Consider the following 26,317-nt stretch of genomic DNA (forward strand, 5'->3'; position numbering starts at 1 on the left):
GCAAGCGGCAGGGAAGCCGCAAGCGGGCCCGGCAGTACCCCTGGCGGCTTGCAACCGCCGCCCTTACCGAACTGCAACTCGGGAGAACGACCTTGCTGGTGGTCCACCATCTGAACAATTCGCGCTCGCAGCGCATCCTGTGGCTGCTGGAGGAACTCGGCCTGCCCTACGACGTGAAGCGCTACGAGCGCGATCCGCGCACGCTGCTGGCGCCGCCGGCCTTGCGCGAGGTACACCCGCTGGGCAAGTCGCCGGTGATCAGCGACGACGGCCAGGTGATCGCCGAATCGGGCGCCATCATCGAGTACCTGCTCGAACGCTACGACCCAGCGGGGACATTCGCACCGCCACTGGGCACTGCGCTGCGGCAACGCCTGCGCTACTGGCTGCACTATGCGGAAGGGTCGCTGATGCCCCTGCTGGTGATGAAGCTGGTCTTCAACCGGGTTGCCGCGCAGCCGATGCCGTTCTTCGCGCGCCCTGTTGCGCGCGGCATCGCCAAGGGCGCGGAACGCGGCTTTCTGGATCCGCAACTTGCCCGCCACCTGGATTATCTGGAGGGCGAGCTGGCCGGCTCGGACTGGTTTGTCGGCAACGAATTCAGCGCCGCGGACGTGCAGATGAGCTTCCCGCTCGAAGCCGCCGCCGCGCGCGGCGCCTTGCGCGGCACGCACCCGCGTCTCGCGGCGTTTCTGGAGCGCATCCATGCGCGCCCTGCCTATGCCCGGGCACTGGCCCGCGGCGGCCCGTACGAACTGATGCGATAGCCGCGACGTCGCTCGCCCGCCACAGACGGCGCGCCCAACCCGCCAAACGCGCCGCAGATGCCGCAGATGCCGCAGATGCCGCAGATGCCGCAGATGCCGAATGTGCCACGAGCCGAGCCTCACGGCTCGGATGTCGGCCCGCCCCGCCACGCCCCGCCACGCCCCGCCACGCCCCCCCGCCGCCGCCGAATCGGCCCGCCGTGCGGCGCGCGCCGGCATGCCCCGGGCGCCGCCGCACGGCGACCGCCCCCCTCCCGTACCGGTTCGCCGCGTTAGCGCGGCAGGGGCGGCCGGGCCGCGAGACGGCCAAGCGATGATCGAAGAACGGCCGCACGGCGGGCGCGAAACGCGCGCTCGGCAGGCCCGCCGCAACGACGAGACGCGCGCGGGGCAAGGTTGTCGACGCGCTGCCGCAGTACTGTCGCACCGTGCACGCACGGCGTCGCGCCGGGTTGGTAGCCCGCGCCGCACGCCCGGCCGCGCTGATCTGCGCGTAGGCATCGGACGGCTCGGATGATAGAATGCCGCGTCGCAGCGCTGTCTGCCGGCCGGCGGGCCAACCGCAGCCCGCCCCGTTCTCTCGATAATTGGAGTGTCGCGTGTCCCCCAGACGCCTTTTTCAGCCGTTACTGGCATGCCTGATGATCGGCGGGGCCAGCCTGCCGGGCCTGGCCGCGGCGCAGGAAAAGACGCCCGATTCGATGGCCGATCGCGTGCTGGCTTGCGCCGCATGCCACGGCGTCCAGGGCGAAGGTAACAGCCGGAATCCCTACTTTCCGCGTCTGGGCGGCCAGCCGGCCGATTATCTGAGCAATCAGCTGCGCGCATTCCGTGACGACCATCGCAAATACGGTCCGATGAATTACCTGACGACGTATCTGTCGGACGGATATCTGCACGAGATCGCCACCTACTTCTCCAAGCTGCGTCCGACGCTGCCGGCACCGGCGGCGCCGACCGCCGCGCCGGCCACGCTGGAAGCCGGTCGCAAGCTGGTCATGGAAGGCGACGCCGCCCGCAAGGTGCCGGCGTGCGTGGCTTGCCATGGTGAAAAGCTCACCGGTCGCGAACCCGGCATCCCGGGTCTGCTCGGCTTCAGCAAGGAATACGTGAGCGCACAGCTGGGCGCCTTCCGCGCCGGTGTGCGACACGGCACCGCACCCGACTGCATGCAGCAGGTCGCCACCCGACTCTCCGACGCCGACATCGCGGCGGTATCCGCCTGGCTTGCCGCGCAACCCGCGCCGCAGGACCTTGCGCCGACCGCGGCCGGCACGACGCAGCTGCCGCTGGTCTGCGGCAGTCAGCAGCGTTGAGCGACAGGAGAGAACAGAACATGCAACGCAAAACCCTCTTCGCGCTTTCGACCGGCGTGCTCGCGCTTGCCGCGGCGCTCGCGCTGCTGCCGGGCCGCTTCGCGACCACGCAGGTCGCGCACGCCGAGCAAGGCTTCGGCGATGCCAAACAACCTCCGGCGCCGGCCGGCGCCAGCGAGCAGGTCAAGCGCGGCGAATACCTGGCCCGCATGGGCGACTGCGTGGCCTGCCACACGGTGCGCGGCGCCAAGCCGTACTCGGGCAACTACGCGATCCCCTCTCCGTTCGGCACGATGTTCACGCCGAACCTGACGCCAGACAACGAGACCGGCCTGGGCAAGTGGACCAAGGACGATTTCTATCGCGCGATGCACGAGGGCAAGGGCAAGGACGGCGAGTTCCTGTACCCGGCCTTCCCGTACACCAGCTATACGAAGATGCCGCGGGAGGACGTGGACGCGATCTACGCCTATCTGCGCACGCTCGAGCCGGTGCACAACCCGAAGCGCGACAACCTGATGCCGTTCCCGTTCAACATCCGCTTGTCGCTGTTGGGCTGGAACATCATGTTCTTCCGCAAAGGTGAATTCCAACCCGATCCGAAGCAGTCGGCGGAATACAACCGCGGTGCGTATCTGGTGCAGGGTCCGGGTCACTGCGGCATGTGCCACACGCCGATCAACCCGCTTGGCGGCGCGACTACCAGTGCCGCGTTCTCCGGCGGCCTGATCCCGATCCAGGACTGGTTCGCGCCGGCCCTGAACTCGGACAAGCGTTACGGCCTGGGCGACTGGTCAGTCGAGGAAGTCAGCGACTTCCTGATCACCGGCGTGTCGAACAAGGGCGTCGCGTTCGGGCCGATGGCCGACGTGGTGCACAACAGCACGCAGTACATGACGCCGGCGGACGCGCGCGCGATGGCGGTCTACCTGAAGGCGCAACCGGTGCTGAAGCCTTCGCCGAAGCCGACCCAGTTCGAGGTGTCCGAGGAATTCGGCAAGCAGCTCGAACGCGAAGGCCGCGCGCTCTACGCGGCGAATTGCGCGGTCTGCCACGGCGCCCAGGGCGAAGGCACGCTGCCGCACTTCCCGCCGCTGGCGAAGAATGGCTCGATCGTGATGGAATCCGCGGTCAATCCGGTGAAGATGATTCTGCACGGCGGTTATCCGCCGGTGACGAAGGGCAATCCGCAGCCGTACGGCATGCCGCCGTTCGCGCATTCGATGACCGATCGCGAAGTCGCGGCCGTCGCATCGTATATCCGCATGAGCTGGGGCAATGGCGGCGAAGCGGTATCGCCGCAGCAGGTCAACAGCCTGCGTACCGCGCCGCTGGACTGAGCGCGGTCGCCGACGCCGCCACCCGGGCGGCGCAACCGGCACCTGCCGCCGCGCGCACGCCGACTCGGCGCGAGCGCGGCGGCCCTGGCGTCGGTCCCTTGGCGGGGACCGGCGCCTTCTGTTTCCGCCCGACCGGCTGCAAGCCGGCGCGGCGAGTCCCGCGAGTGGGACGCCTTCCAATGAACGGCATGACTCGCCCGTGTGCCCCCTTCGATGGGCCCGTCGACGTTTGCGTCGTCGAGGCCCGCCGAAGCGCCGCGGCCACCGTTCGACCCGTGCCCTGACAGGCACTTCTGGCGAAATTCAATGACGTCATTTGCACAACTCGGGCTCAGCGCGCCCATCCTGCGCGCGCTCGACGAACTCGGTTACACCACGCCCACGCCGATCCAGGCGCAAGCGATTCCCGTCGTCCTCGAAGGCGGCGATCTGATGGCCGGCGCACAGACCGGCACCGGCAAGACCGCGGGCTTCACGCTGCCGCTGCTCGAACGCCTGAATGCGCGGCGCGGCAGCGGCCGGCCGGTGCTGCGCGCACTGATCCTGACGCCGACGCGCGAGCTTGCCGCGCAGGTGGAGGAAAGCGTGCGCCAATACGGCAAGCACCTGCCGATCCGCTCGATGATGATGTTCGGCGGCGTCGGCATGCAGCCGCAGATCGACGCGCTGCGGCGCGGCGTCGACATCCTGGTGGCGACGCCTGGCCGCCTGCTCGATCACATGCAGCAGGGCCACGTCGACCTCTCGCACGTCGAGGTCCTGGTGCTCGACGAGGCGGACCGCATGCTCGACATGGGGTTCATCCGCGACATCCGCCGCGTCCTCGCGAAGCTGCCGGCGCAGCGGCAGAATCTGCTGTTCTCGGCAACCTTCTCCGACGAGATCAAGGCGCTGGCCAACGGCTTGCTGAACGCGCCGCGCACGGTCGAAGTGGCCAAGCGCAATGCCACCGCGCACACGGTCGGACAAACCGTCTATCTGGTGGACCGCGAGCGCAAGCGGGAATTGCTCACGCACCTGATTCGCGAACACAACTGGTTCCAGGTGCTGGTCTTCACGCGCACCAAGCATGGCGCCAATCGCCTGGCCGAACAGCTCGACAAGGACGGCATCGGCGCGATGGCGATCCACGGCAACAAAAGCCAGTCCGCGCGCACGCGCGCGCTGGCGGCGTTCAAGGATGCGTCGCTGCAGGTGCTGGTCGCGACCGATATCGCGGCGCGCGGCATCGACATCGACCAACTGCCGTACGTGGTCAACTTCGACCTGCCGAACGTGCCCGAGGACTACGTCCACCGGATCGGCCGCACCGGCCGTGCGGGTGCCACCGGCGACGCGGTGTCGCTGGTCTGCGTCGACGATATCGGCTTCCTGGCCGACATCGAGAAGCTGACTGGCAACAAGCTCGACCGCGAGATCGTGCCCGGCTTCGAGCCCGACCCGAACCAGCGGCCGGAGCCAGTACTGCAGCGAGGCCGTGGCCAGCGTGGCGGCGGTCAGGCGCAGGGCCAGCGGCAAGCGCCGCGCCAAGGGCAGGAACCGCGCGCGACGCAGGGCGCGCGTGCGGGTAACAGCGAACGTCCGGCGCGTGAGTCGGCAGGCGCTGGCGGGCGCGGGGGCAGGCCGAATCCGGGCGGCAACGGCGCCCGGCCGGCGCAATCGGCAGGCAATGGCCGCGGCAGCAATGGCGCTCAGGGCGGCAATGGTGGTAATGGGGGCAATGGCGGCGGACGCAGCGGTCGGCCGGCGCAAGCGGCGCAAGGCAGTGGCGGTCGGAGTGCGTCGGGTGGCCAGACGGGCCGGGTGACACGCGACAACGCGCCGCAGGCACGGCATATGGAAGCCGCGCAGAACGCGCGCCGTCCGCACGGCGAGATGCCGCGACAGCGGCAGAACGCACCGCGCGCGGCCCTGCTGGGCGCGAAGAAAGTCTGAGCGATGGTCAAGCGTTCGGTTGGCGCCAGTCCGCGACTACGCTGACCGTCGCGCACCGGCACAGGCGGCAGGCATCCCTCGCCTGCCTGATGCGTGTGGCGGGCCGATTGGCTCCGCGGCCAGGCTCCGCCGATTGCGCGAACTGCGCCCACGGTTTGAACCCATCAATCGCGCCGGCGGTTTTGCGCCGATCGTTCGCCCTGGCCTACCCGGCCCACGGCGCGCGCGCCGTCGACGGCGTGCGGGTGTTTGGGTGTGCGGGTGTGTGTGAGCGATGCGCGGCGCTGCTGCATCGAAACGACGCGCGCAGCGACAGCCGTGCCGGCCTCAGATCATCGTTCGCAAGGTTTGTCGCTGCGCCAACCAACGCGTGAGCGTGGACGGCGACTGCGTTGCTGCGTCACCCTCGTCCGTCAGATCGAACTCGATGCCGTGACGCAGCCTAGCGTAATCGACGCTGACCCATTCTCCCTCGACCACCGTCAGCTCGAACGCATCGAAGGACCGCGCGTCGTCCGCACGCGTCAGCCCGTCGGCGGCTGCCGTTACCGTTGCCGTTGCCGCTGCCGTTGCCGCTGCCGTTGCCGCCGGCGTTGCCACTGGCCTCGTCAGGCGCCGAGGCGCGCCAAGGCGCCATTGGTGGAATGCGCACGCGAACACGAAACTCAGCGTGACGTTGCCACCGTCGGCAAGGTGACGTGCCACGCGCGCCGCTGGCCAGACCGCAACCCGCAGTCGCGCTGGACTCGGCGCAAACAACTCGCCCAGGCTCAACAGCGTGCTGACCACATAGCCAGCTTCATCGACGTGCATCAACGACGCGGTGAATGCGCGCGCGGACACCGGCGCGTCGCCTTGCACCGTGTTGACAGACGCATTCGCCTCGCCTTCCAGGGCGTGCGCCAGCCAACCATGCAACGCCGTGTCGAATGCGTCGGTGCGCTCGCGCACCAAGCCAGGCACCGATGTGCGCGCCGTCACGACGGCAGCCGTCGACATGCTCAACGAAAGAAGATGCGCTGCGTGATGGCCGCCAGCGGATACTGGATCTTCGGCTGCACCGAGGCCGGCAATTCGAGCGGCTTGAGCAGCATCTTGATGCACATGTCGGCCGACAGATTGCGCCGCACGAGTTTGTTGACGCGCCGACTCAGTTGCCGGAAGCGCGCATCGTCGTGCGGTGCATCCGGGTAGCGATGCCGATATACATGCCGCAGTGCGATGTCGGAATCTTCGTTCTTGATTTCGGCCACGCGGCGCACGAGCGCGCCCAGCACCTTCAACCGGCCGTTGCGCTCGACCGCGTTGTATTTCTTGAAATAGCGGTAGAAGTGCTTGTAGTGGCGTACTTCGTCCGAGCGGATGTTCTCGGTGAGTTGCTTGAGCACCGGCTCGTCGCAGCATTGGTTGATCGCACGGTACAACGTCGCGGTGCCGGTCTCGACGACGCAGCGCGCGACCATCTCGAGCGCGCGCGTCTTCTCGAAATACTCGACCTTGCAGGTCTTCGCATATTCCTCGAAGAAGGTTGCGAACGCAGCGTCCCAATCAAAATCCGGCCATACGGTCGCGATGTAGGTCTTCAACGCACGACCGTGCTGAAGTTCCTCGTGTTCCCACGTGCTGTTCAGCCAGGACGCGACTTCGTCGTCGCCCTTGAAATAGGTCGAAAGGTTGGTGGTGTAAAGGTCAGAGCCGCTCTCGATGAACGACGAGGCGCACAGCAGGACCACGAGATCCTCGTCGCGAGCGGCAAGTGTCGGATCGACGCGGCCAAAATCGATGTCCTCGACTCGCCACGGTAGCTCGGTCGTTTCGACTTCCACTTTCATGCTCTCCTGGCGCCGAGTTGCAGAGGCTGGATTGACATGCCGCTATCTTAAGGGAATTTTGCGCCAGGATCGGCAACCCTTACCGTCAACGCGGCCTCCGCATCGGCCTTCAGGATACGCTGGCGAGCATCGCGTGCAAGGTGTCGCCGAAGCCGCCGCTCGCGCGCGGATCGACGCGCGCGCTGGTCACCACGCGCGGCGTGGCGCTCCATGCAATCGACGCACCGGCCGCCAGCAACGCATCGACCAATGCAACGTCCTCGCTCAACGCGAGCGGCAGGAAGCCACCGGCGCGCCGATAGGCCGCGGCGGACACGCCGAGATTGGCGCCATGGATATGGCGGTGACCGTCGGCATCGACGTAGTGCGCGTCGAAGCGGTCGCGCAGACGTGCCGCGTGCACGCCGTGCGGCGACCAGTCGTCGACCGCCACCGAGCCGCACACCGCGTCCGCGCCCAGCCGCGCGTGGCGCAACTGCGCCGCGAGCCAGCCGGACGACACGACCGTGTCCGCATCGGTGAACGCAAGCCAGTCGGCCCCGGCCTGCAACTGATCGGCCGCGCCGGCAGCGCGCGCGCTGCCGACATTGCGCGCCTCGATCGCGAGCGTGGCGACGCCGAAGGTGTCGCATACCCGTGCGGATCCGTCGTCGCAGGCATCGAGCACGACCAGGATGCGAACCGGCTCACCCTCGAGCTCCGCGTCCTCCGCCGCACGCAAGGCGGCCGCAAGACATCCGGGCAGCATCGCTTCTTCGTTGTGCGCAGGAATCACAATACCGATCATAGACCCTCAGCTTCGGCGACCGAACGGCCGTCGGTTGACCAGACGTCGAGCAGGAAGTCGCCGTCCTCGTAATGTGCGACACGCCGTCCAGCCAGGGCGGCGAACGCGGCATCGAATTCTTCGTGGACGGCCGCGGCCGGCGCGGCCCACGCTTCCATCGCGCCGGTCCAGTGGCAGGCGACGAGATCGCCGCCGGCCTGCAGCGTGGTGGCGATGCACTCGCGCAGGCGTGCGCGCTCGGCGGCATCGAGGTAGTAGACCAGCTCGCTCAGCACCACCAGATCGAAGCGTGCGTCGAGCGGCCAGTCGTGCGGCACGCTCTGCCGAAGCACCTGCGCGTGCGCGCAAGCGGCCAGCCGCTCGCGCGCCAGCGCGGTTGCCGCTTCGCTCGCATCGCCGGCCAGCAGTCGGTCGCACCGTCCGGCCAGGCCGATGCTGAGTTCGCCGTTCGCGCAGCCCGGTTCGAAGCCGTATGCGTAGCGCTCGCGCGGCAGCATCGCCAGCGTCAGTGCGCGCTTGCGGCGTTCATACCAACGTTCGCGATAGCGCCATGGATCGGCGGCCTGCCGGAACATCGTCTCGAAATGAGCCTGGCGCTGCGCTCGATCCGGTATCGGCGGGCGGCTCATAGGGCGAACGACGGGTTGCCCCGATGCACCTCATGCACCGCGCGTCCCAGCGCCGCGAAGTCGCGGTCGGCGTGGCTCTGCCGGATGAACACGCCGAGATCGGTCACGCGCCGCGCGAACGCCGCATCGCGGCAGAGCGGCCCGGCACCCAGCGTGCGGGTCGCGCAGCGAAGCGTGACCTCGGCGGCCTGCTCGGCACCGAGCCGGGCGCGCATGGCCCAGACCAGCGCGTCGGCGTCCGGCGACGCATCGAGGCGCGCGGCGGTCGCGCGCAACCGATTCGCCGCGCCGTCCAGCGCCAGGTCGACCTCCCCAAGCGCCAGGGCGACGAGCGGATCGTCATGCCGGCCCGCGGTCCGCGCCGAGAACGCCGCGGCAATGCCGGCGGCGGCGCCATACCAGCACGCCGCGATACCCGCGCCGCCATGCCAGAAGCCGGGACGGTTCAGATAGTCGCCCGGCGCGCCGACCTGAACCGCTTCCGCATCGTCGAATTCGACCTCGACGCTGCCGGTCGCGGCCATGCCGATCGCCGCCCAGCCGCGCTCGGTCACGCGTACGCCGGGCGCATCGAGCGCGACGGCGGCCAGGCAGGAAACATCATTGTCCAGCCATACCGTAAGCAACGCATGGCTGACGGCCGCGGCGCCCGAGCACCAGGCCTTGCAGCCCGCCAGGGACAGGCCGTCGGCGGTGCGCCGCGCCTTGACCCGTGCGTTCGGCGCCTCGGCCGCCCAGACCGCCCAGGCACTGCCCGGCAGCGGCGCCGGACCGTCGAGTTCGGCAAGGATCGCGAGCGCATCCGTATGGCCTTCATACAGTTTGACGAGCCCGACATCGTGGCTCGCCACCGCCGCCAGCGCTTGCCAGCGGCGCAGCGTTTCGCCATGGCCGGGCAATGGGATCACGTCGGCACCCGCGGCAATCAGGCTGCGCAGCGCCTCGGCAAGGACACCCGGTTCGTCGAGCGGTTGAGGCAACGCATCGAGCACGCGCTGCAAGCGTTCGTCGACACCGGCGGAAGGGACGCGCATCGCGGGGCTCTCTTGTTTCAGGCGGCGCGCGGCGCGCGTCGGGCGACTACAGGAGCAATAAACGGTCCAACGTCCCAAACGCCCGTAGGGTCTTATCGCAGCGAAGCGGCGCGCTATAATGTGCGGTTATCCCAACGCCCCCAGGTCAACCACTGCGAACGGCGCTCATGGCAAAGAAAGTATTCATCAAGACCTTCGGCTGTCAGATGAACGAGTACGACTCGGACAAGATGGTCGACGTACTCGGCAGCGACGAGCCGGTGGTCGCGGCCGCCTCTCCAGAGGAAGCCGACGTCATCCTTTTCAACACCTGCTCGGTACGCGAGAAGGCGCAGGAGAAGGTGTTTTCCGACCTCGGCCGCGTGCGCGCCCTGAAGGAGGCGAATCCGGCACTGGTGATCGGCGTCGGCGGGTGCGTCGCCAGTCAGGAAGGCGCGGCCATCGTCGCGCGCGCGCCCTATGTCGATCTGGTGTTCGGGCCGCAGACGCTGCACCGGCTGCCGGCGATGATCGCCGAGCGCCGCCGCAGCGGCCGGCCGCAGGTCGACATCTCGTTCCCCGAGATCGAGAAATTCGATCACCTGCCGCCCGCGCGCGTCGAGGGGCCGAGCGCCTTCGTGTCGATCATGGAAGGGTGCAGCAAGTACTGCAGCTATTGCGTGGTGCCGTACACGCGCGGCGAGGAAGTGTCGCGACCGCTCGAGGACGTGCTGACCGAGATCGCCGGCCTGGCCGACCAGGGCGTGCGCGAGGTGACGCTGCTCGGCCAGAACGTCAATGCGTATCGGGCCGGCCTGCGCGCCGACTCGCCGGTGACGGCCGGCGAGACCGACTTCGCGGAACTGATCGAACTGGTTGCCGAGATTCCCGGCATCGAACGCATCCGCTATACGACGTCGCATCCGAAGGAATTCACGCAGCGCCTGATCGACGCGTACGCCAGGGTGCCGAAGCTGGTCAGCCATCTGCACCTGCCGGTGCAGCACGGTGCCGACACGGTGCTGATGGCCATGAAGCGCGGCTACACGGTGCTGGAATACAAGTCGATCATCCGGCGCCTGCGCGCGGTGCGGCCCGACCTGTCGCTGTCGACCGACGTGATCGTCGGCTTCCCCGGCGAGACGGATGCCGACTTCGAAAAGTTGATGAAACTGGTTGAAGAAATCGGATTCGACACCAGTTTCTCTTTCATCTACAGCCCTCGACCCGGTACGCCCGCAGCCAATCTCGCCGACGACACGCCGCGCGAGGTGAAGCTGGCCCGTCTGACCACGCTGCAGGCCGCGATCGAAGCGAACGCGCGGCGCATCAGCGAGGCGATGGTCGGCAGCGTGCAACGCATTCTGGTCGAAGGACCGTCGCGCAAGGATCCGAACGAGCTGCACGGGCGGACCGAGAACAACCGGGTGGTGAATTTCCCGGCGCCGCCGGCGGCGCATGGCCGCCTGATCGGCCAGTTGGTGGACGTGACGATCAACCGCGCGTTCGCCCACTCGCTGCGCGGCGAACTGGTGCTGCAGGAAGACGCCGCGCTGGCGTGACCGGCGCCGGGGGCCGGACGCCGGCGATGCGCGCCGGTGCCGCGGCTCCCCTATTACCGTTAAGGTGGCCAAGTCTTGAAGAGCAACGTCCTCGAATTCAACGCCCCGCGGGGCGAAAACAGCCGGCTGGCCAATCTGTGCGGTCCGCTCGACGAGAATCTCCGCCAGCTCGAACAGGGTCTGGATGTGGTGGTTGCCCGCCGCGGTCACCAGATCTCGGTCAAGGGCCGCAACGCCAAGGCCGCGGTCGCGGCGCTCGAGGAGCTGTACAACCGCGCCGCCGAACCGCTGTCGGTCGATGACGTGCAGTTGGGGCTGGTCGAGGCGCGCCATCCGCGCTCGCCGTACGGCGAGGAAGCGCCCGCCAACGGCCGCGCCGACGGGGTGGCGGACGACGCCACGGCCGACTCGGATGGCGAGGCGATCCGCCTTCACACGCGCCGCCCCGACCTGCGCGGCCGCACGCCCACGCAGCGCGATTACCTGAAGGCGATCCTGAATCACGACGTTGCGTTCGGCATCGGGCCGGCGGGCACCGGCAAGACCTACCTGGCGGTGGCCTGCGCGGTCGACGCGCTCGAACGCGACCAGGTCAAGCGCATCGTGCTCACCCGGCCCGCCGTCGAGGCCGGCGAGCGGCTTGGCTTCCTGCCGGGCGATCTCGCGCAGAAGATCGATCCGTACCTGCGGCCGCTGTACGACGCGCTGTACGACCTGCTCGGCTTCGACCGGACGGCCAAGCTGTTCGAGCGCCAGGCCATCGAGATCGCGCCGTTGGCGTATATGCGCGGCCGGACGCTGAACCACGCGTTCATCATCCTCGACGAAGCGCAGAACACCACGCCGGAACAGATGAAGATGTTCCTGACGCGGATCGGTTTCGGCTCGAAGGCGGTGATCACCGGCGACACCACGCAGATCGACCTGCCGCGCGGTCACAAGAGCGGCCTGATCGAGGCGGTCGAGATCCTGAAGGACGTGCGTGGCATCGAGATGACGCGTTTCAGCAGCGCGGACGTGGTCCGGCATCCGCTGGTGGCCCGCATCGTCGAGGCGTATGACGCGGCTACCCCGCGCGATGCCGCCTGAGACGACCGGCACCGCCTGACGCCACCCGACGCCCCTGTTCCGCCCGCGCCACGATGAGCCAGCCCAGCCTCGACCTATCGGTACAGTTCGCGACGCGCGCCTTTCCCGCGCATCGCGCCCTGCTCAAGCGCGCGCTGCTGCTGCGCTGGACGCGCGCCGCCCTGTTCGACGACGCGGTGCTGACGCTCCGCTTCGTCGACGCGGACGAGGGACGCCAGTTGAACCGGGCCTATCGGGGCCGCGACTACGCCACCAACGTCCTGACCTTCGCCTATGCGGAAAGCGCGGACGAGCCGGTCAGCGGCGACATCGTGCTGTGCTGCCCGGTGGTCGAGCAGGAGGCGCAGGCACAGGGCAAGTCGCTCGACGCACACTACGCCCATCTGATCGTGCACGGTGTGCTGCACGCTCAGGGCTACGACCACGAGGACGACCAGGAAGCGGAGGAGATGGAGCAAATCGAGACCGACATCCTGCGCGCACTCGGCTTCGCCGATCCGTACGCGGTGCGCGCAGACCTCGGCCCGCCGGATGGGTCGGCAGCGCCGGAAGAGTCGGATCCGCAAGCGAACCAGGACGGCGGCGCGGCGGAAGACGCCGCGTCCCGCTGACCGCCCGGCCACGATGACCAGCGACGAACGCGATCCCCTCGAACCGCGCGACGACCGTGCCGACGACATCGGACCGGACGCAAACCCGCGCGCCGACGACGATCCGCTGCTGCCCCTCGGTCATCCGGACGCGCCGCTGCAACCGGGCGAGCGGCTGGCCGACGACGACCTGCCGGTGCCGCATCCCGGCTATCCGCCGCCGATCGGCGAAGGCCGTCACCTCGACGACGCCGAACTGGCCAGTTCCCTCGCAGCGACGCTGGCCGACTGGCGCGCCCATGCGCCAAACGGCGAGTTCTGGCTGTTCGCATACGGCTCGCTGATCTGGAAGCCGGAAGTGTCGATCGCGGAACGGGTCGACGGCCGCATTCATGGCTACCATCGCGGGCTGTATCTGTGGTCGCGGGTCAACCGCGGCACGGGCACGCGGCCCGGCCTGGTGCTCGCGCTCGACCGCGGCGGTTCGTGCCCGGGCGTGGCGATGCGCGTCGCGCCCGAGCGCATCGACGAGGAACTGCCGGCGCTGTGGCGGCGCGAAATGGCGATGGGTTCCTACCGCCCTGCGTGGCTGCCGTGCCGACTGGCCGACGGCCGCCGCCTGGCGGCGCTGACCTTCGTGATCCGGCGCGACGTACCGGCCTATGCGGGCAAGCTGAACGATGCGCTGGTCCGCCAGGTATTCGCCTGCGCGAGCGGGCGCTACGGCACGACGCTCGACTACGTGGCGCGCACCTGCGATGCACTGCGCGAGAGCGGCATGCCGGACTTCGGCCTAGAAGCACGGCTGCGCCGCTGCCGACCGAAATGAACGGCGTCGGAACGCGCCTATCCGATCGATGCGGCGAACCGCGCGGCAGTGCCATCGCAAGCCACCGCGGCTTGGCCGACCCGCCCGGTCGGCCAGGCCGCGGCGGGATTTCGATTCGTCGCGGACCGTGGTGTATTCTTCGATTTCGTCTTGATCCTGCGTCGTGCGGCGCGCTGCCTGAGTGCGGCGGCCCGGAGGACGCGCCACTATGAACGACCCATATCCCAGTAGAAAGCAGCTCGACCGCCCCCGTTCCCTGCTGGAACGGCTGACGAACCTGATCTCCCCGGAGCCGGAGTCACGCGCCGAGCTGCTTGAAATCCTCCAGGACGCGCGCGAGCGCAACCTGCTCGACGCCGACTCCCTGTCGATGATCGAAGGCGTCTTCCAGGTCGGCGAGATGTGCGCGCGCGACATCATGGTGCCGCGCGCCCAGATCGACGCGATCAACATCGCCGACGCGCCCGAGCAGTTCATTCCCTTCGTGCTGGAAAAGGCGCACTCGCGCTACCCGGTCTACGAAGGCAGCCGCGACAACGTGATCGGCATCCTGCTGGCGAAGGACCTGCTGCGCTTCTACGCGGAGGAAGACTTCGACGTGCGCGGCATGCTCCGGCCGGCGGTCTTCATCCCCGAGTCGAAGCGCCTGAACGTGTTGCTGCACGACTTCCGCGCCAACCGCAATCACATCGCGATCGTCGTCGACGAATACGGCGGCGTGGCCGGCCTGATCACCATCGAAGACGTGCTCGAACAGATCGTCGGCGACATCGAGGACGAATACGACTTCGACGAGGAAGCCGGCAATATCATCGCCACGCCCGACGGACGCTATCGCGTGCGGGCACTGACCGAGATCGAGCAGTTCAACGAGACCTTCGGCACGAACTTCAGCGATGCCGAGGTCGATACCATCGGCGGGCTGATCACCGGCCGCTTCGGCCGCCTGCCGCATCGCGGCGAGCGCGTCGATCTCGACGGTTTCGAGTTCGAGGTGCTGCGCGGGGATGCCCGCCAGGTGCACATGCTGCTCGTCTCCCGTCTCGCCACGGGTCTCGCGGACGCCGACGCCGACGACGCTTCCACGCAGTCGTGAGCGCCCTGCCCGTGCCGGTTCGGCGGGCATGGCGGACGACCATGCTCGGCTCCTTGTGTGCGCTGCTGCTCGGCGTCGTGCAGACCGCCGGATTCGCGCCGACGCCGTATGGCGGCTGGCTGCAACTGGCCGTGATGGCCCTCTTCTATGCCCTGCTCCACGGCGGCAGCCGGGCCGCTGCCCGGCCGGTACGCCGCGCGGCGCTGCTTGGCGTCGCGTTCGGCCTCGGCAACTTCGTCTCCGGGGTCTACTGGCTGTACATCAGCATGCATGACTTCGGTGCGATGGCGGCGCCGCTTGCGGCCGCCACGCTGGTGCTGTTCTGCTTCTACCTGAGCTGGTATCCCGGACTGGCGGGCGCCGTCTGGGCGTGGCTGAGCGTGCGCCGCGCGGCGGCCGCCGCGCGGCGTCGGCGCGTGCCCGCGCCGCTGGTGTTCGCCGCCTGCTGGAGCCTCGGCGAGTGGCTGCGCGGCATGGTCTTCACGGGCTTCCCGTGGCTCAGCATCGGCTACAGCCATGTCGACACGCCGCTCGCCGGGTTCGCCGGCTGGCTCGGCGTCTATGGCGTCGGCTTCGCGGCCGCGCTCGTCGCCAGCGCACTGGCCAGCGCCTTCGTCGACGGCGGTGCCGCCGTCGTGGCGGTGCCTGCGCCGGATCCCGCTTCGTTCGCCTTGCGACGCTCTGCTGCGGATCCTGCTGCGTCGGATCCTGCTGCGTCGGAGCGTGCCGCATCGGATCTCGCCACGGCGTCGTCAGCCGTCGACGGCATGCCGCGTGGCGGACCGGCGCGGCGCGTGCGTCTGGCGGGGCTCGTCACCGCCGTGCTGGTCCTGCTCGCCGGCCTGCTCGCCGGCGTGCCGCGTTTCGTCGCGCCCGACGGCGCACCGCTCGCCGTGCGACTGCTGCAAGGCAATATCGCGCAGGACATGAAGTTCGGCGAAGCGGGCGTGGCTCACGCCATCGATCTGTATCGCGAACTGCTCACCGCGCGGCCAGCGGACCTGATCGTTACGCCCGAAACCGCCTACCCGATCCTGGCCACCCAGATCCCGGCGGCCGACGTCGCGACCCTGCAGGCGTTCGCGCAACGCAGCGGCAGCGCACTGCTGTTCGGCGCGGTGGGGGTGGACTTCGACCCGCAGGGCCGGCCGATCGCCTATACCAATGCGATGTTCGGCATCAGCCCGTCGGGCGGCCCCGTCTATCGCTACGTCAAGCACCACCTCGTGCCGTTCGGCGAGTTCGTGCCCTGGGGCTTCCGCTGGCTGGTCGACGCGATGCAGATTCCGCTCGGCGAACTGGCGCGCGGCGGGCTCGGCCAGCCGCCGTTCCACGTCAAGGGACGGCCGGTGGCGGTCGACATCTGCTACGAGGACATCTTCGGCGAGGAAATCGCCGCCACGCTGCGGCGCCAGGAGCAGCCGGCCGGCCTGCTGGTCAATGCGACCAACCTGGCCTGGTTCGGCAACACCATTGCGCTGGACCAGCATCTGCAGATCGCGCGCATGCGGACGCTGGAAACCGGCCGGCCGATGGTGCGCGCGACCAATACCGGCGTGACGGCGGCCATCGATGCCGAAGGGCACGTGCTGGCCCGCCTGCCGGTGTTCACCGTCGGCGCGCTCGACACGCGTGTGCAGGCGACCAAGGGCTTGACCCCGTATGCGCGCATCGGCAACGCCGGCGTGCTGGCGCTGGCGGCCGTGGTGCTGGCGGCCGCCGCGTTTTCGAGGCGCAAACAGCGCCGACCGGAGTAAAATCGCCGGTTTGACCGCGTTTGCGGCGACCGGCAATCGAAGAAAGGCCCCCAAGCGATGCTCACGTTTCAGCAAATCATCCTGACCCTGCAGTCGTATTGGGACGCACAGGGCTGCGCGCTGCTGCAGCCCTACGACATGGAAGTCGGCGCGGGCACCTCGCACACCGCGACCTTCCTGCGCGCGATCGGCCCCGAGCCATGGCGCGCCGCCTACGTGCAACCGTCGCGTCGTCCGAAAGACGGCCGCTACGGCCAGAACCCGAACCGGCTGCAGCATTACTACCAGTATCAGGTGGTGCTAAAGCCGGCCCCCGAGAACATCCTGGATCTGTACCTCGGCTCGCTGGCGGCGCTCGGCCTGGATCTCCAGCAGAACGACGTGCGCTTCGTCGAGGACGACTGGGAAAATCCGACGCTCGGCGCCTGGGGCCTCGGCTGGGAAGTCTGGCTGAACGGCATGGAAGTGACGCAGTTCACCTACTTCCAGCAGGTGGGCGGGCTCGATTGCAAGCCGGTGCTGGGCGAGATCACCTATGGCCTCGAACGGCTGGCGATGTATCTGCAGAAGGTCGAGAACGTGTACGACCTGGTCTGGACCGAATGGCAGGAGAACGGCGAGACGCGCCGCCTGACGTACGGCGACGTGTTCCACCAGAACGAGGTGGAACAGTCGACGTACAACTTCGAGCACAGCAATGCGGACATGCTGTTCGAATTCTTCAACCATTACGAACGCGAGGCGCAGCGCTTGATCGATACCGCGCTGACGCTGCCCGCGTACGAGATGATCCTGAAGGCGGCACACACCTTCAACCTGCTCGATGCCCGCGGCGCGATCTCGGTGACCGAGCGCGCGCGCTACATCGGCCGCATCCGCACCCTGTCGCGCGGCGTCGCCCAGGGGTATTACGACTCGCGCGAGAAGCTCGGCTTCCCGATGCTGCGCACTGCCGCGACGGCCTGAGCGCCGCGGGCACGCCCGGCGCGGTACGACGCGCCGGCATCAGATGACTACAGCAATGAACCAATCCGTCGTGAATACCCTGCTGGTCGAATTATTGACCGAAGAACTGCCGCCGAAGGCGTTGGCCCGCCTCGGCGACGCCTTCGCCGAAGGCCTGGCGCGCCGTCTGGTCGAGGCCGGGCTGGCCACCGCCGAGGCGCGCGTCGAACGCTTCGCGAGTCCGCGCCGCCTGGCAGTGACCATCGCCGGCGTGGCGGCACGCGCGGCCGACCGCCAGGTTCGTCAGAAGGTGCTGCCGGTCTCGGTGGCACTCGATGCCGAAGGCCGGGGCACCGCACCGCTCGCGAAGAAGCTCGCTGCGCTCGGCGCGCCGAACGTGACCGTCGACGCGCTGGAACGCGACGGCGAAGGCAAGAACGAGGCGTTTTTCCTGACCCGCACCGTGGCGGGCGCGACGCTGGCCGACGCGTTGCAGGGGGCGCTCGCCGAGACCCTCGGGCAGTTGCCGATTCCGAAGATGATGAGCTACCAGCGCCCGGACGGCGAAACGGTGCACTTCGTACGGCCGGCGCATCGACTGGTCGCGCTGCATGGCGCCGACGTGGTGCCGGTCGGCGCGCTCGGTCTGCGCGCCGAGCGCGAGACGCTGGGCCACCGCTTCCTGTCGTCCGGCGCGATCGTGGTGCCGCACGCCGATGCCTATGCCGACACGCTGCGCACGCAGGGACGGGTGATGGCCGGCTTCGCCGAACGCCGCGAAGCGATCCGGCAAGGCCTGGCCGAAGCCGCCGGGGGCGACCAGGTGCTGATGCCGGACGCGCTGGTCGACGAGGTGACGGCGCTGGTCGAATGGCCGGTGGTCTATGCCTGCCGTTTCGACGAGGCCTTCCTGGACGTGCCGCAGGAATGCCTGATCCTGACGATGCAGACCAACCAGAAGTACTTCGCGCTGACCGACGCGAAGGGCCGCCTGCGGCCGCGCTTCCTGATCGTCTCGAATATTGCCACCGACACGCCGACCGCGATCATCGAAGGCAACGAACGGGTGGTGCGGCCGCGTCTGGCGGACGCCCAGTTCTTCTTCGAGCAGGACAAGAAGCGTTCGCTGGAAAGCCGGCTGCCGCAGCTGGCGGCCGTCGTCTACCAGGCCAAGCTCGGCTCGCAGCTCGAACGCAGCGAGCGGCTGGCCGCGCTGGCCGGCGCGATCGCCGAGCGGCTCGGCGAGGACGCGGCGCTGGCCAGCCGGGCCGCGCGTCTCGCCAAGACCGATCTGGTCACCGAGATGGTCGGCGAATTTCCGGAACTGCAAGGCACGATGGGCGCGTACTACGCGCGTCACGACGGCGAGCCCGAAGCGGTCGCGTTGGCGGCGGTCGAACACTACCAGCCGCGTTTCGCCGGCGACGCCCTGCCCGGTTCGCCGATCGGCAGGATCGTCGCGTTGGCGGACAAGCTCGAAACGCTGGTCGGCATCTGGGGCGTGGGCCTCGCGCCGACCGGCGACAAGGACCCGTTCGCGCTGCGGCGCCACGCGCTCGGCGTGGTGCGGATGCTGGTCGAGCAGGCGCTGCCGCTTGATCTGACCGAATTGTTCGGGCTGGCATACCGGCAACTGGCTGACAAGGGCTTCGACGATCCGAGCGAGGCCTTGCATGCGTTCTGCCTCGACCGCCTGCGCTCCCTGCTGCGCGAGCGCGGCTACGCGGCGCAGGAAATCGACGCGGTGCTTGCGCAGGGACCGCGCCGCCTGGACGACCTGATCGCCCGCCTCGACGCCGTGCGTGCGTTCGGCGCGCTGCCGGAGGCAGCCGCGCTCGCCGCCGCCAACAAACGCATCGGCAACATCCTCAAGAAGGCCGACGACGGCGAGATCGCGCCGGCGATCGACGCGGCGTGGCTGCGCGAACCGGCGGAACAGGCACTGGCGCAGGCAGTCGACGCGCTCGCGCCGCGGGTCGAGGCGGACTTCGCGGCACGCCGCTATACGGAGGCCTTGAGCGCACTGGCCACCCTGCGCGAAGCCGTCGACACCTTCTTCGACCGGGTGATGGTGAATGCCGACGAAGCCGCGCTGCGCGCCAACCGCCTCGCGCTGTTGGCACGCCTGCACGGCCTGATGAACGCGGTGGCCGACCTGTCGCGCCTCGCCTGAACGACGCGTCGCCCCGCTCGCCGCCGCGGTGCGACGGGAGCGGGCGCGGCCACGGAAGCAGCCATGACCCTCAAGAAAGTCGTAGTGTTGGACCGCGACGGCGTCATCAACCACGATTCGGACGCCTTCATCAAGACGCCTGACGAATGGCTGGCGATTCCCGGCAGCCTCGAAGCGATCGCCCGGCTGAACCAGGCCGGCTATCGGGTCGTCGTGGCGACCAACCAGTCCGGCATCGGCCGTGGCCTGTTCGACGTGTCGATGCTCAACCAGATCCACGCGAAGATGCACCGCGAAGCTGCGGCCGTCGGCGCGCGCATCGACGCGGTGTTCTTCTGCCCACACGTGAGCGCGGACGACTGCACGTGCCGCAAGCCGCGCGCCGGCATGCTCGAGGACATCATTGCGCGCTACCAGCTCGGCGACGCACCGGTGGCGCTGGTCGGCGATGCGCTGCGCGACCTGCAGGCCGCCGCGTGCGTGAATTTCACGCCATGGCTGGTGCTGACCGGCAAGGGACGCAAGACCCTGACGGCCGGCGGCCTGCCGGAGCGCACGCGCGTGGTCGACGACCTGCGGGCGTTCTCGCTCGATTTTCTCGCCAGCCAGCCCGACGGCTGAGCCCGACATCCCGATTCGCGCGGTACCGCCGCGCCGTCCCGACTGCTGCCCATGCGCGCGATCCGTTCGACCCTCTTCCTGCTGTTCCTGGTGACCCTGACGGTGCCGTACGCGCTGGCGTGCTTCATCGCGTTTCCATTCATGAACGCCCACCGGCGCTACTGGATGGTCACCGGCTGGTGCCGGCTTTCCATCGGCGCCGGGCGCGTGCTGTGCGGCATGCGCTACCGCGTGATCGGCCGGGAAAACCTGCCCGACGGCCCCGCCGTCCTGCTTGCCAAGCATCAGTCGGCCTGGGAAACGCTCGCCTTCCCCGCGCTGCTGCCGCGGCCGCTGTGCTACGTCTTCAAGCGCGAGCTGCTGCTGGTGCCCTTCTTCGGCTGGGCGCTCGGCATGCTGAAGATGATCCACATCGACCGCAAGCGTGGTCCGCGCGCCTTCGTGTCGGTGGTCAGGCAAGGCCGTGAGCGAATTGCCGACGGTTCCTGGGTCATCATGTTCCCCGAGGGCACCCGCACGCCGACGGGACGCACCGGCGTGTACAAGACGGGCGGCGCGCGCTTTGCCATCGAGGTCGGCGCACCGGTCGTGCCGATCGCACACAACGCCGGGCACTGCTGGCCGCGCAACGCGTTTCTCAAGCATCCCGGCGAGATCGTGGTGTCGATCGGTCCGGCAATCGACAGTGCCGGCCTGCGCTCCGAGGAACTCAACCAACGGGTCGCCGCCTGGATCGAGACCGAGATGCGCCGCATCGACGCGGCCGCCTATCAGGATCATGGCGGCGTGCCGATGCAAGCCGGCGACGCGAGCGCCGACGCGGCGCCGGCGGCCGACGCGCGCGATGGGTCCGCCGATGCGTTCGTCCCACGTCGGTGAGTGGCTGCCGCGACGCGCCTGGCTGGGCGGCCGCGAGATCGATTACCGGCTGCGCCGCAGCGCGCGTCGCAGCGTCGGCTTCGTGATCGATCAGCACGGCCTGTCGGTGACGGCGCCGCGCCGCCTCGCCGAGCGCGAGGTGTTGCTCGCGCTGTCGTCGAAGGCTGGCTGGATCGTTGCGAAGCTCGACGAATGGCGGCTGCGCCCGCCGGTCGCGCCGCCCGCGGAGACGGTCTGGCGCGACGGCGACACCGTGCCCTACCTCGGCATGCCGTTGATCCTGCGCCTCGATCAGGCCACGCGCGGCGTCCACCTCGACCGGCTGACCGGCACGCTGACCGTCGGCCGTGCCACCGCGCGGGCGGCGTCGGATGCGCTGTCGCAAGCGCATGTGGGCGCGGCCCTGACGCGCTGGTTCAAGGCGATGGCCCGCGCCGAACTGGGCGACCGGCTCGCCGCCCATGCCGCGCGCGCACAATTGCGCTATGAGCGCTTCGCCCTGTCGTCGGCGCGGACGCGTTGGGGCAGTTGCTCGTCACGCGGCACGATCCGCCTGAACTGGCGCCTGATCCACCTCGACCCGGACCTGATCGACTACGTCGTCGTGCATGAACTCGCGCATCTGCTGCAGATGAACCACAGCCCGCGCTTCTGGGCCGAGGTGGCGCGCCTGATGCCGGACTACGAGACGCGTCGCCGCACCCTGCGACAAATTCCACAGGCGACGCTGCCGCGGCTGTAGCACGCATGCTGCCGGCCGGCGACCGAGCTGAGTGTCGCCGCGCCGTGGGCGGGCCGCTGCGACAGCCTGTCTGCCCGATGCGGTGCCGCCGACGCGGTGAACGGATGCCCACCTTCGCGACGACGCCGCGCCTGTGCCTCGCTCGCCTCGGTCGCCATCGCGCGTCGGCCACCTGCATGGCATGCACGGCAAGAATGGCATGGCGCCGGGCACGCCGCGCGTGGGTGGCCACCGGCCCTGAAAGGCCGGCGCTTTGGCGCTACACTGCTTGGTTCCCGTTCCGGCCACCGGGTGGCCGGCAGGCCGGCGTGGGTCGCGACACGTGTTCGCGCCGCGCTTTTCAACACCATTCCCCGGACACCACAATGCGATTCCTCCACACCATGCTGCGGGTCGGCGATCTGCAACGCTCGATCGACTTCTACACCGGCGTGCTCGGCATGCAGCTGCTGCGCAAGCACGATTATCCGGACGGCCGCTTCACGCTGGCCTTCGTCGGCTACGGTCCCGAGTCCGAGACGGCGGTGCTGGAACTGACGCACAACTGGGATACCCCGTCCTACGATCTTGGCAACGGCTACGGCCATATCGCGCTGGAAGTCGAGGACGCCTACAAGGCCTGCGACGAAGTCCGCGAACGCGGCGGCAAGGTGACGCGCGAGGCGGGGCCGATGAAACACGGCACCACGGTGATCGCATTCGTCGAGGACCCGGACGGGTACAAGATCGAGTTCATCCAAGCAAAATCAACAAGTTGATTAGACGGACGCCATTCCGACGCCAAAAGCACTGATCCACTGCGCAGCGCGTAGCCAACAGCCGACAGAAAAGCCTGCGCAAGCAGGCCTTTGTTGATCTGATGATGGAAACGTGGCAAGCCAGGCCGGTGACGCGATGACCGTGGCGGGCATACGCCTGGCGGCAACGCGCTAAGGAGTGAAATTTTTTGACAGCCGCCCGCCGGTCTTAATCGAAATATTGACGATATAGTCGAATTTAATCAAAATCCGGTTTATCTAATCGTTCTCTGGGCCTTCGCCTGGCTTTCTACATGCCTGACTGGATCGGTTATCGCTGGCTGGCCGAACGGTACGGCGTCAGTGCCGTCCAGACGTTTCGTACAGACAGTGCCATCGGCAAATCGCGTGCGACCGTGCGCGAGAACGGTTACGTCCATGAACAGCATCCGCCTGCTGCTCGTCCCGCGGAGTCCCTGGCGGGCCATCTGACCTTCGCCCTCAAACATGAGGGCGTTCACCTGGAATTCCTCGCACGGCTGTTCGATGCCGCCCCGGTCGCCGAACTGAACGCCTGGGTGGCCGCAGAGCCCACGGGACAGTATGCCCGCCGCACCGGCTTCTTCTACGAGTACCTTACGGGACGGGTGCTCGATTTCCCGGGCGTCGCGGCCGGGAACTATGTGACCGCACTCGATGAAGAGCGCTACGTCACCTCTTCTCAATCGACCAATAACCAGCGGTGGCGGGTGCGCGACAACCTGCCCGGCTCGCGCAACTTCTGCCCGGTAGTGCTGCGCACGCCGGCGGTTCGACAGGCTGAACTTTACGCGTGTGCGGAGCATCTGGCTGCCCTTGAGGCGGAATTCGGCGCAGACGTCCTGCAGCGCAGCGCCGTCTGGCTCACCATCAAGGAAAGCCGCGCCAGCTTTGCGATCGAGCACGAGGAGCAGCACGTCGACCGCGTGCGACGCTTCGCCGCCGCGATGGAGCGCTGGTGCGGCCGGCACGAGGCCCCCTTGTCAGAGGCGTCGTTGGGCGAATTGCAGGCCGAGATCCTGGGGCCGCGCGCCACGCGCTACGGTGTGAGACGCTCACCGGTCTTCGTCGGCGAAGTGGACGGGTTCCGCGAGACCGTCCACTACATCGCGCCCCACTGGGAGGATGCGCCGCAGTTGCTGTCAGGATTGCGCGACTGTGCAGATCGGACCGCCGGCGGCTCCGCCCTGGTCCGCGCCGCTGTGCTGTCGTTCGGCTTCGTCTATATCCACCCAATGTCGGACGGCAACGGCCGCATTTCGCGCTTCCTGGTCAACGACGTGCTGCGGCGGGATGGCGCCGTCCCCGAGCCCTTCATCCTGCCGGTGTCAGCAACCATCACCAGTTCGGTGATCAAGCGCCGTGGCTACGACCAGGTGCTTGAGCTGTTCTCGCTGCCCCTCATGCGCCGTTATACCAACGCATGGCGCTTCGGACCGGAGCAGCAGGCCGCGGACGGCGTGCGCTACAACCTGCAGTTCGACGGCTACGCGGACGCATTGAACGCGTGGCGTTACCCCGACCTCACGGACCACGTCGAGTACATCGCTGACATCGTGCGCGTGACCATCGAGCAGGAAATGCGCAAGGAAGCCGGATACCTGCGCAGCCTTCGGCTCGCGCGTGAGCGCGTGAAGCAGGTGATCGAAGGGCCGGACAGCGACATCGACCGCATCGTCCGCTCGGTGCGCGACAACGGCGGCAAGGTCTCGAACAAGCTGGCGAAGGAATTTCCCGCGCTGGCCGACCAAGCCACGGCGGCCGAACTCGTCGATGCACTGCAAGGCGTCTTCCAAGCCGCACCCGCGGACGGCGCGCCATGACCATCGCACGCCACCACACGCGATCCAGTGGCCCGGCTGCGGACGCATTGCGCGAGGCCTTCCGTCTGAGTTGCGAACTGCCGCAGCCCCGACGGTCCGACATCATGAGGCTGGCCGTGCACACCAAGGTCCAGCCTGAAGGCATGCCATGTGACGTCCTCGGCAACGAGCTGGTCAAAGGCCTGGACCGCAACGATCGTATAAAGCTCAGAGGCATAACGATCTAGTTGCTCCCGACGCGGTTGCATGGTCCGCTCTTGGGCACGAAGCGCCGCGGGATCATGCGTGCCAGGTGCTCCACCACGGCCTGCGCGAAGCCGTTGACCGTATCCCAGTCGTGCAGCCGCTTGATCAGCACAACGACATGCGCGCCCTTGCCTCCGCTGGTCTTAAGAAACGTCGGCAAGCCCAGCTCCTTCAACGGCACCCGAACCAGTTGCGCCGACTCTCGCATCTGCTCCCACGGTACGCCCTCGCCCGGGTCCAGGTCGAAAGCCATCCGGTCGGGCCGGTCGATCCGATCCTTCTTCGCGTTCCCGGTGTGAAACTCGATGACGTTCATCCGCGCGGCCGACAACAAGCCGTCCGGCCGTGCTACTTCCAGCATGGCTGGGTGTCCGATGTAGAGCGCGGGTCGAGCCACTCGACGCCGGCCGTACCGCCCTTGTCCAGGTGCTTCTGAACGAAGCGCTCGCCCTTCACGCCTTCGGGCGCGCGCACCGGAACCACCGGCTGCCCCTTTAGGTGCTACACCAGCAGCGGCGCCACCTTGGCGTCGTAGCGCACCCGCTCAATCGTCGTGATGCCCGTGGACGCATCGATGACGCGCTCCGGGTTGAACACGCAGCGAGGTGGGACAGCGCTGCCCGGCGCGCGCCCCTCATCGCTCAAGCCGCTCAAGCCGATCGCGCCGATCAAAACGATCACGCCGGGCGCGTCAGCGCGCCGGCGCGCGCATCAGGGCCTGGGCCAACGCGACGTACTCGTCGACCGGCACGGCTTCGGCACGCCGGGTCAGGTCGAAGCCAAGGGCTTCGAAGTCGAGCCGGTCGCGATAGGCGCCCAGCGTGTTGCGCAGCATCTTGCGACGTTGCGAGAACGCGGCGCCGACCACCTCGGCGAACAGCCCGGCATCGACCTCGGGCAACGTCGAGCGTTCGCGCGGCAACATCCGCACGACGGCCGAGTTGACCTTCGGCGGCGGCTCGAACGCCGTGGGCGGCACGTCGATCAGCTTGTCCATGTGATAGCGGAACTGCAGCATCACCGACAGCCGGCTGTAGGCCTTGCTGCCCGGTTCGGCCACCATGCGTTCGACGACCTCGTCCTGCAGCATGAAGTGCTGGTCGACCACCCGGTCCGCGAACGTGACCAGGTGGAACAGCAGCGGACTGGAGATGTTGTACGGTAGGTTGCCGACGATGCGCAGGCTTGGCCGCTCGTTACCGCCTCCGTCCCCGCTGCCGGCCTCGCGCTCGATCAGCGCACCGAAGTCGAAGTCGAGCGCGTCGCCGGCATGCACCGTCAGCCGGTCGCCAAAGCGGCGCGTGAGCCGCGCAACCAGGTCGCGGTCCAGCTCGACCGCATGCATCGGATGCGCCGACGCACCGCGGGCATCGAGCAACGGTTCGGTCAGCGCGGCCAGGCCGGGACCGATCTCGACCAGCAGATCATCCGGCCGCGGCGCGATCGCCTTGACGATCGACGCGACGATACCGGTATCGACGAGAAAGTTCTGCCCGAAACGCTTGCGGGCAAGATGGCCTTGATGGCGTGACACGATAGATTCCAGAAAGAATAGGCAGGCGGCGCGGCG

Annotated in this window: 24 protein-coding genes and 1 pseudogene; 17 read left to right on the forward strand and 8 right to left on the reverse strand. The window is 68.4% G+C overall.

Annotation, left to right across the window (positions count from 1 at the left end; translation table 11 throughout):
* Positions 1-92 precede the first annotated feature (92 nt).
* From BLU54_RS08355 to BLU54_RS08370, 4 genes are all read left to right on the forward strand, one after another.
* Positions 93-767, forward strand: coding sequence for a glutathione S-transferase family protein (locus BLU54_RS08355; protein ID WP_091906972.1), 675 nt, complete (start codon positions 93-95; stop codon positions 765-767).
* Positions 768-1,354: 587 nt separating this feature from the next.
* The gene (locus tag BLU54_RS08360; protein WP_091906974.1) at positions 1,355-2,083 is read left to right on the forward strand and encodes a c-type cytochrome; all 729 of its coding nucleotides are present in this window, start codon (positions 1,355-1,357) and stop codon (positions 2,081-2,083) included.
* 20 nt (positions 2,084-2,103) lie between these two features.
* The gene (locus BLU54_RS08365; protein ID WP_091906976.1) at positions 2,104-3,423 is read left to right on the forward strand and encodes a cytochrome c; all 1,320 of its coding nucleotides are present in this window, start codon (positions 2,104-2,106) and stop codon (positions 3,421-3,423) included.
* A gap of 306 nt (positions 3,424-3,729) precedes the next feature.
* Positions 3,730-5,358 (forward strand): DEAD/DEAH box helicase, encoded by a 1,629-nt coding sequence (locus BLU54_RS08370; protein ID WP_091906978.1) that lies wholly within the window; start codon positions 3,730-3,732, stop codon positions 5,356-5,358.
* A 327-nt stretch (positions 5,359-5,685) separates the two neighbouring features.
* On the opposite strand, the gene BLU54_RS08375 is transcribed toward BLU54_RS08370, so the two are convergent.
* From BLU54_RS08375 to BLU54_RS08395, 5 genes are all read right to left on the reverse strand, one after another.
* Positions 5,686-6,357 carry a hypothetical protein gene (locus tag BLU54_RS08375; protein WP_091906980.1) on the reverse strand — a complete coding sequence of 224 codons (672 nt, stop codon included), beginning with the start codon at positions 6,355-6,357 and terminating at the stop codon, positions 5,686-5,688.
* Between the two features lie 2 nt (positions 6,358-6,359).
* The gene (locus tag BLU54_RS08380; protein ID WP_091906982.1) at positions 6,360-7,190 is read right to left on the reverse strand and encodes a ferritin-like domain-containing protein; all 831 of its coding nucleotides are present in this window, start codon (positions 7,188-7,190) and stop codon (positions 6,360-6,362) included.
* Between the two features lie 109 nt (positions 7,191-7,299).
* Positions 7,300-7,977 carry a glycosyltransferase family 2 protein gene (locus BLU54_RS08385; RefSeq protein ID WP_091906984.1) on the reverse strand — a complete coding sequence of 226 codons (678 nt, stop codon included), beginning with the start codon at positions 7,975-7,977 and terminating at the stop codon, positions 7,300-7,302.
* Positions 7,974-8,606 carry a class I SAM-dependent methyltransferase gene (locus tag BLU54_RS08390; protein WP_091906986.1) on the reverse strand — a complete coding sequence of 211 codons (633 nt, stop codon included), beginning with the start codon at positions 8,604-8,606 and terminating at the stop codon, positions 7,974-7,976. The genes BLU54_RS08385 and BLU54_RS08390 overlap by 4 nt, the downstream gene beginning before the upstream one ends.
* Positions 8,603-9,640 carry an acyl-CoA dehydrogenase family protein gene (locus tag BLU54_RS08395; protein ID WP_211435320.1) on the reverse strand — a complete coding sequence of 346 codons (1,038 nt, stop codon included), beginning with the start codon at positions 9,638-9,640 and terminating at the stop codon, positions 8,603-8,605. Before BLU54_RS08395 ends, BLU54_RS08390 begins: the two co-directional genes overlap by 4 nt.
* Before the next feature lie 167 nt (positions 9,641-9,807).
* On the opposite strand from BLU54_RS08395, the gene miaB reads away from it, so the two are divergent.
* The 13 genes and pseudogenes from miaB (at position 9,808) to BLU54_RS08460 (ending at position 24,501) form a co-directional block, all read left to right on the forward strand.
* Positions 9,808-11,181: a tRNA (N6-isopentenyl adenosine(37)-C2)-methylthiotransferase MiaB gene (gene miaB / locus BLU54_RS08400; protein WP_091906988.1), complete on the forward strand. Its 1,374-nt coding sequence runs from the start codon at positions 9,808-9,810 to the stop codon at positions 11,179-11,181.
* A gap of 75 nt (positions 11,182-11,256) precedes the next feature.
* Positions 11,257-12,270, forward strand: coding sequence for a PhoH family protein (locus BLU54_RS08405; RefSeq protein ID WP_091906990.1), 1,014 nt, complete (start codon positions 11,257-11,259; stop codon positions 12,268-12,270).
* Between the two features lie 53 nt (positions 12,271-12,323).
* A pseudogene (ybeY, locus tag BLU54_RS08410) lies at positions 12,324-12,773 on the forward strand (rRNA maturation RNase YbeY); the annotation flags it as partial.
* Between the two features lie 121 nt (positions 12,774-12,894).
* On the forward strand, positions 12,895-13,689 hold the full coding sequence (locus BLU54_RS08415; protein ID WP_091906994.1) for a gamma-glutamylcyclotransferase: 795 nt from the start codon (positions 12,895-12,897) through the stop codon (positions 13,687-13,689).
* Between the two features lie 208 nt (positions 13,690-13,897).
* The gene (locus BLU54_RS08420; protein ID WP_091906996.1) at positions 13,898-14,785 is read left to right on the forward strand and encodes an HlyC/CorC family transporter; all 888 of its coding nucleotides are present in this window, start codon (positions 13,898-13,900) and stop codon (positions 14,783-14,785) included.
* A gap of 41 nt (positions 14,786-14,826) precedes the next feature.
* On the forward strand, positions 14,827-16,542 hold the full coding sequence (lnt, locus tag BLU54_RS23200) for an apolipoprotein N-acyltransferase (protein WP_091906998.1): 1,716 nt from the start codon (positions 14,827-14,829) through the stop codon (positions 16,540-16,542).
* A gap of 57 nt (positions 16,543-16,599) precedes the next feature.
* Positions 16,600-17,508, forward strand: coding sequence for a glycine--tRNA ligase subunit alpha (gene glyQ, locus BLU54_RS08430; protein ID WP_091907000.1), 909 nt, complete (start codon positions 16,600-16,602; stop codon positions 17,506-17,508).
* 55 nt (positions 17,509-17,563) lie between these two features.
* Positions 17,564-19,660: a glycine--tRNA ligase subunit beta gene (gene glyS / locus BLU54_RS08435; RefSeq protein ID WP_091907002.1), complete on the forward strand. Its 2,097-nt coding sequence runs from the start codon at positions 17,564-17,566 to the stop codon at positions 19,658-19,660.
* A gap of 63 nt (positions 19,661-19,723) precedes the next feature.
* Complete coding sequence (gmhB, locus tag BLU54_RS08440; RefSeq protein ID WP_091907004.1) at positions 19,724-20,281, forward strand: D-glycero-beta-D-manno-heptose 1,7-bisphosphate 7-phosphatase; 558 nt, start codon at positions 19,724-19,726, stop codon at positions 20,279-20,281.
* A 51-nt stretch (positions 20,282-20,332) separates the two neighbouring features.
* Complete coding sequence (locus BLU54_RS08445) at positions 20,333-21,160, forward strand: lysophospholipid acyltransferase family protein (RefSeq protein ID WP_091907006.1); 828 nt, start codon at positions 20,333-20,335, stop codon at positions 21,158-21,160.
* Positions 21,138-21,902 carry a M48 family metallopeptidase gene (locus BLU54_RS08450; protein ID WP_170845080.1) on the forward strand — a complete coding sequence of 255 codons (765 nt, stop codon included), beginning with the start codon at positions 21,138-21,140 and terminating at the stop codon, positions 21,900-21,902. The genes BLU54_RS08445 and BLU54_RS08450 overlap by 23 nt, the downstream gene beginning before the upstream one ends.
* A 365-nt stretch (positions 21,903-22,267) precedes the next feature.
* Positions 22,268-22,660: a lactoylglutathione lyase gene (gene gloA / locus BLU54_RS08455; RefSeq protein ID WP_091907010.1), complete on the forward strand. Its 393-nt coding sequence runs from the start codon at positions 22,268-22,270 to the stop codon at positions 22,658-22,660.
* A gap of 395 nt (positions 22,661-23,055) precedes the next feature.
* Positions 23,056-24,501, forward strand: coding sequence for a Fic family protein (locus tag BLU54_RS08460; protein WP_235837859.1), 1,446 nt, complete (start codon positions 23,056-23,058; stop codon positions 24,499-24,501).
* A gap of 223 nt (positions 24,502-24,724) precedes the next feature.
* Here the strand turns inward: BLU54_RS08460 and ligD are convergent, their stop codons facing one another.
* From ligD to rsmA, 3 genes are all read right to left on the reverse strand, one after another.
* Positions 24,725-25,108, reverse strand: a complete 384-nt coding sequence (gene ligD, locus BLU54_RS24445) for a non-homologous end-joining DNA ligase LigD (RefSeq protein ID WP_091907018.1) — start codon at positions 25,106-25,108, stop codon at positions 24,725-24,727.
* 140 nt (positions 25,109-25,248) lie between these two features.
* Positions 25,249-25,428 carry a hypothetical protein gene (locus BLU54_RS24450; protein WP_139169577.1) on the reverse strand — a complete coding sequence of 60 codons (180 nt, stop codon included), beginning with the start codon at positions 25,426-25,428 and terminating at the stop codon, positions 25,249-25,251.
* Positions 25,429-25,438: 10 nt separating this feature from the next.
* Positions 25,439-26,284, reverse strand: coding sequence for a 16S rRNA (adenine(1518)-N(6)/adenine(1519)-N(6))-dimethyltransferase RsmA (gene rsmA, locus BLU54_RS08475; protein ID WP_091907020.1), 846 nt, complete (start codon positions 26,282-26,284; stop codon positions 25,439-25,441).
* Positions 26,285-26,317: the final 33 nt, after the last annotated feature.

This window comes from Chitinasiproducens palmae, assembly GCF_900095735.1.
GTDB classification, from domain to species: Bacteria; Pseudomonadota; Gammaproteobacteria; order Burkholderiales; family Burkholderiaceae; genus Chitinasiproducens; species Chitinasiproducens palmae.

What these genes read in the sequence shown, in the direction of transcription:
- BLU54_RS08375 (WP_091906980.1), bottom strand. Translation starts at nt 6,357, where the DNA reads ATGTCGACGGCTGCCGTCGTGACGGCGCGCACATCGGTGCCTGGCTTG.
- lnt (WP_091906998.1), top strand. Translation starts at nt 14,827, where the DNA reads ATGCTCGGCTCCTTGTGTGCGCTGCTGCTCGGCGTCGTGCAGACCGCC.
- BLU54_RS08365 (WP_091906976.1), top strand. Translation starts at nt 2,104, where the DNA reads ATGCAACGCAAAACCCTCTTCGCGCTTTCGACCGGCGTGCTCGCGCTT.
- gmhB (WP_091907004.1), top strand. Translation starts at nt 19,724, where the DNA reads ATGACCCTCAAGAAAGTCGTAGTGTTGGACCGCGACGGCGTCATCAAC.
- BLU54_RS08385 (WP_091906984.1), bottom strand. Translation starts at nt 7,977, where the DNA reads ATGATCGGTATTGTGATTCCTGCGCACAACGAAGAAGCGATGCTGCCC.
- BLU54_RS08395 (WP_211435320.1), bottom strand. Translation starts at nt 9,640, where the DNA reads ATGCGCGTCCCTTCCGCCGGTGTCGACGAACGCTTGCAGCGCGTGCTC.
- miaB (WP_091906988.1), top strand. Translation starts at nt 9,808, where the DNA reads ATGGCAAAGAAAGTATTCATCAAGACCTTCGGCTGTCAGATGAACGAG.
- ligD (WP_091907018.1), bottom strand. Translation starts at nt 25,108, where the DNA reads ATGCTGGAAGTAGCACGGCCGGACGGCTTGTTGTCGGCCGCGCGGATG.
- BLU54_RS08390 (WP_091906986.1), bottom strand. Translation starts at nt 8,606, where the DNA reads ATGAGCCGCCCGCCGATACCGGATCGAGCGCAGCGCCAGGCTCATTTC.
- BLU54_RS08370 (WP_091906978.1), top strand. Translation starts at nt 3,730, where the DNA reads ATGACGTCATTTGCACAACTCGGGCTCAGCGCGCCCATCCTGCGCGCG.
- BLU54_RS08415 (WP_091906994.1), top strand. Translation starts at nt 12,895, where the DNA reads ATGACCAGCGACGAACGCGATCCCCTCGAACCGCGCGACGACCGTGCC.
- BLU54_RS08450 (WP_170845080.1), top strand. Translation starts at nt 21,138, where the DNA reads ATGCGTTCGTCCCACGTCGGTGAGTGGCTGCCGCGACGCGCCTGGCTG.
- glyS (WP_091907002.1), top strand. Translation starts at nt 17,564, where the DNA reads ATGAACCAATCCGTCGTGAATACCCTGCTGGTCGAATTATTGACCGAA.
- glyQ (WP_091907000.1), top strand. Translation starts at nt 16,600, where the DNA reads ATGCTCACGTTTCAGCAAATCATCCTGACCCTGCAGTCGTATTGGGAC.
- BLU54_RS08380 (WP_091906982.1), bottom strand. Translation starts at nt 7,190, where the DNA reads ATGAAAGTGGAAGTCGAAACGACCGAGCTACCGTGGCGAGTCGAGGAC.
- BLU54_RS08445 (WP_091907006.1), top strand. Translation starts at nt 20,333, where the DNA reads ATGCGCGCGATCCGTTCGACCCTCTTCCTGCTGTTCCTGGTGACCCTG.
- gloA (WP_091907010.1), top strand. Translation starts at nt 22,268, where the DNA reads ATGCGATTCCTCCACACCATGCTGCGGGTCGGCGATCTGCAACGCTCG.
- BLU54_RS08420 (WP_091906996.1), top strand. Translation starts at nt 13,898, where the DNA reads ATGAACGACCCATATCCCAGTAGAAAGCAGCTCGACCGCCCCCGTTCC.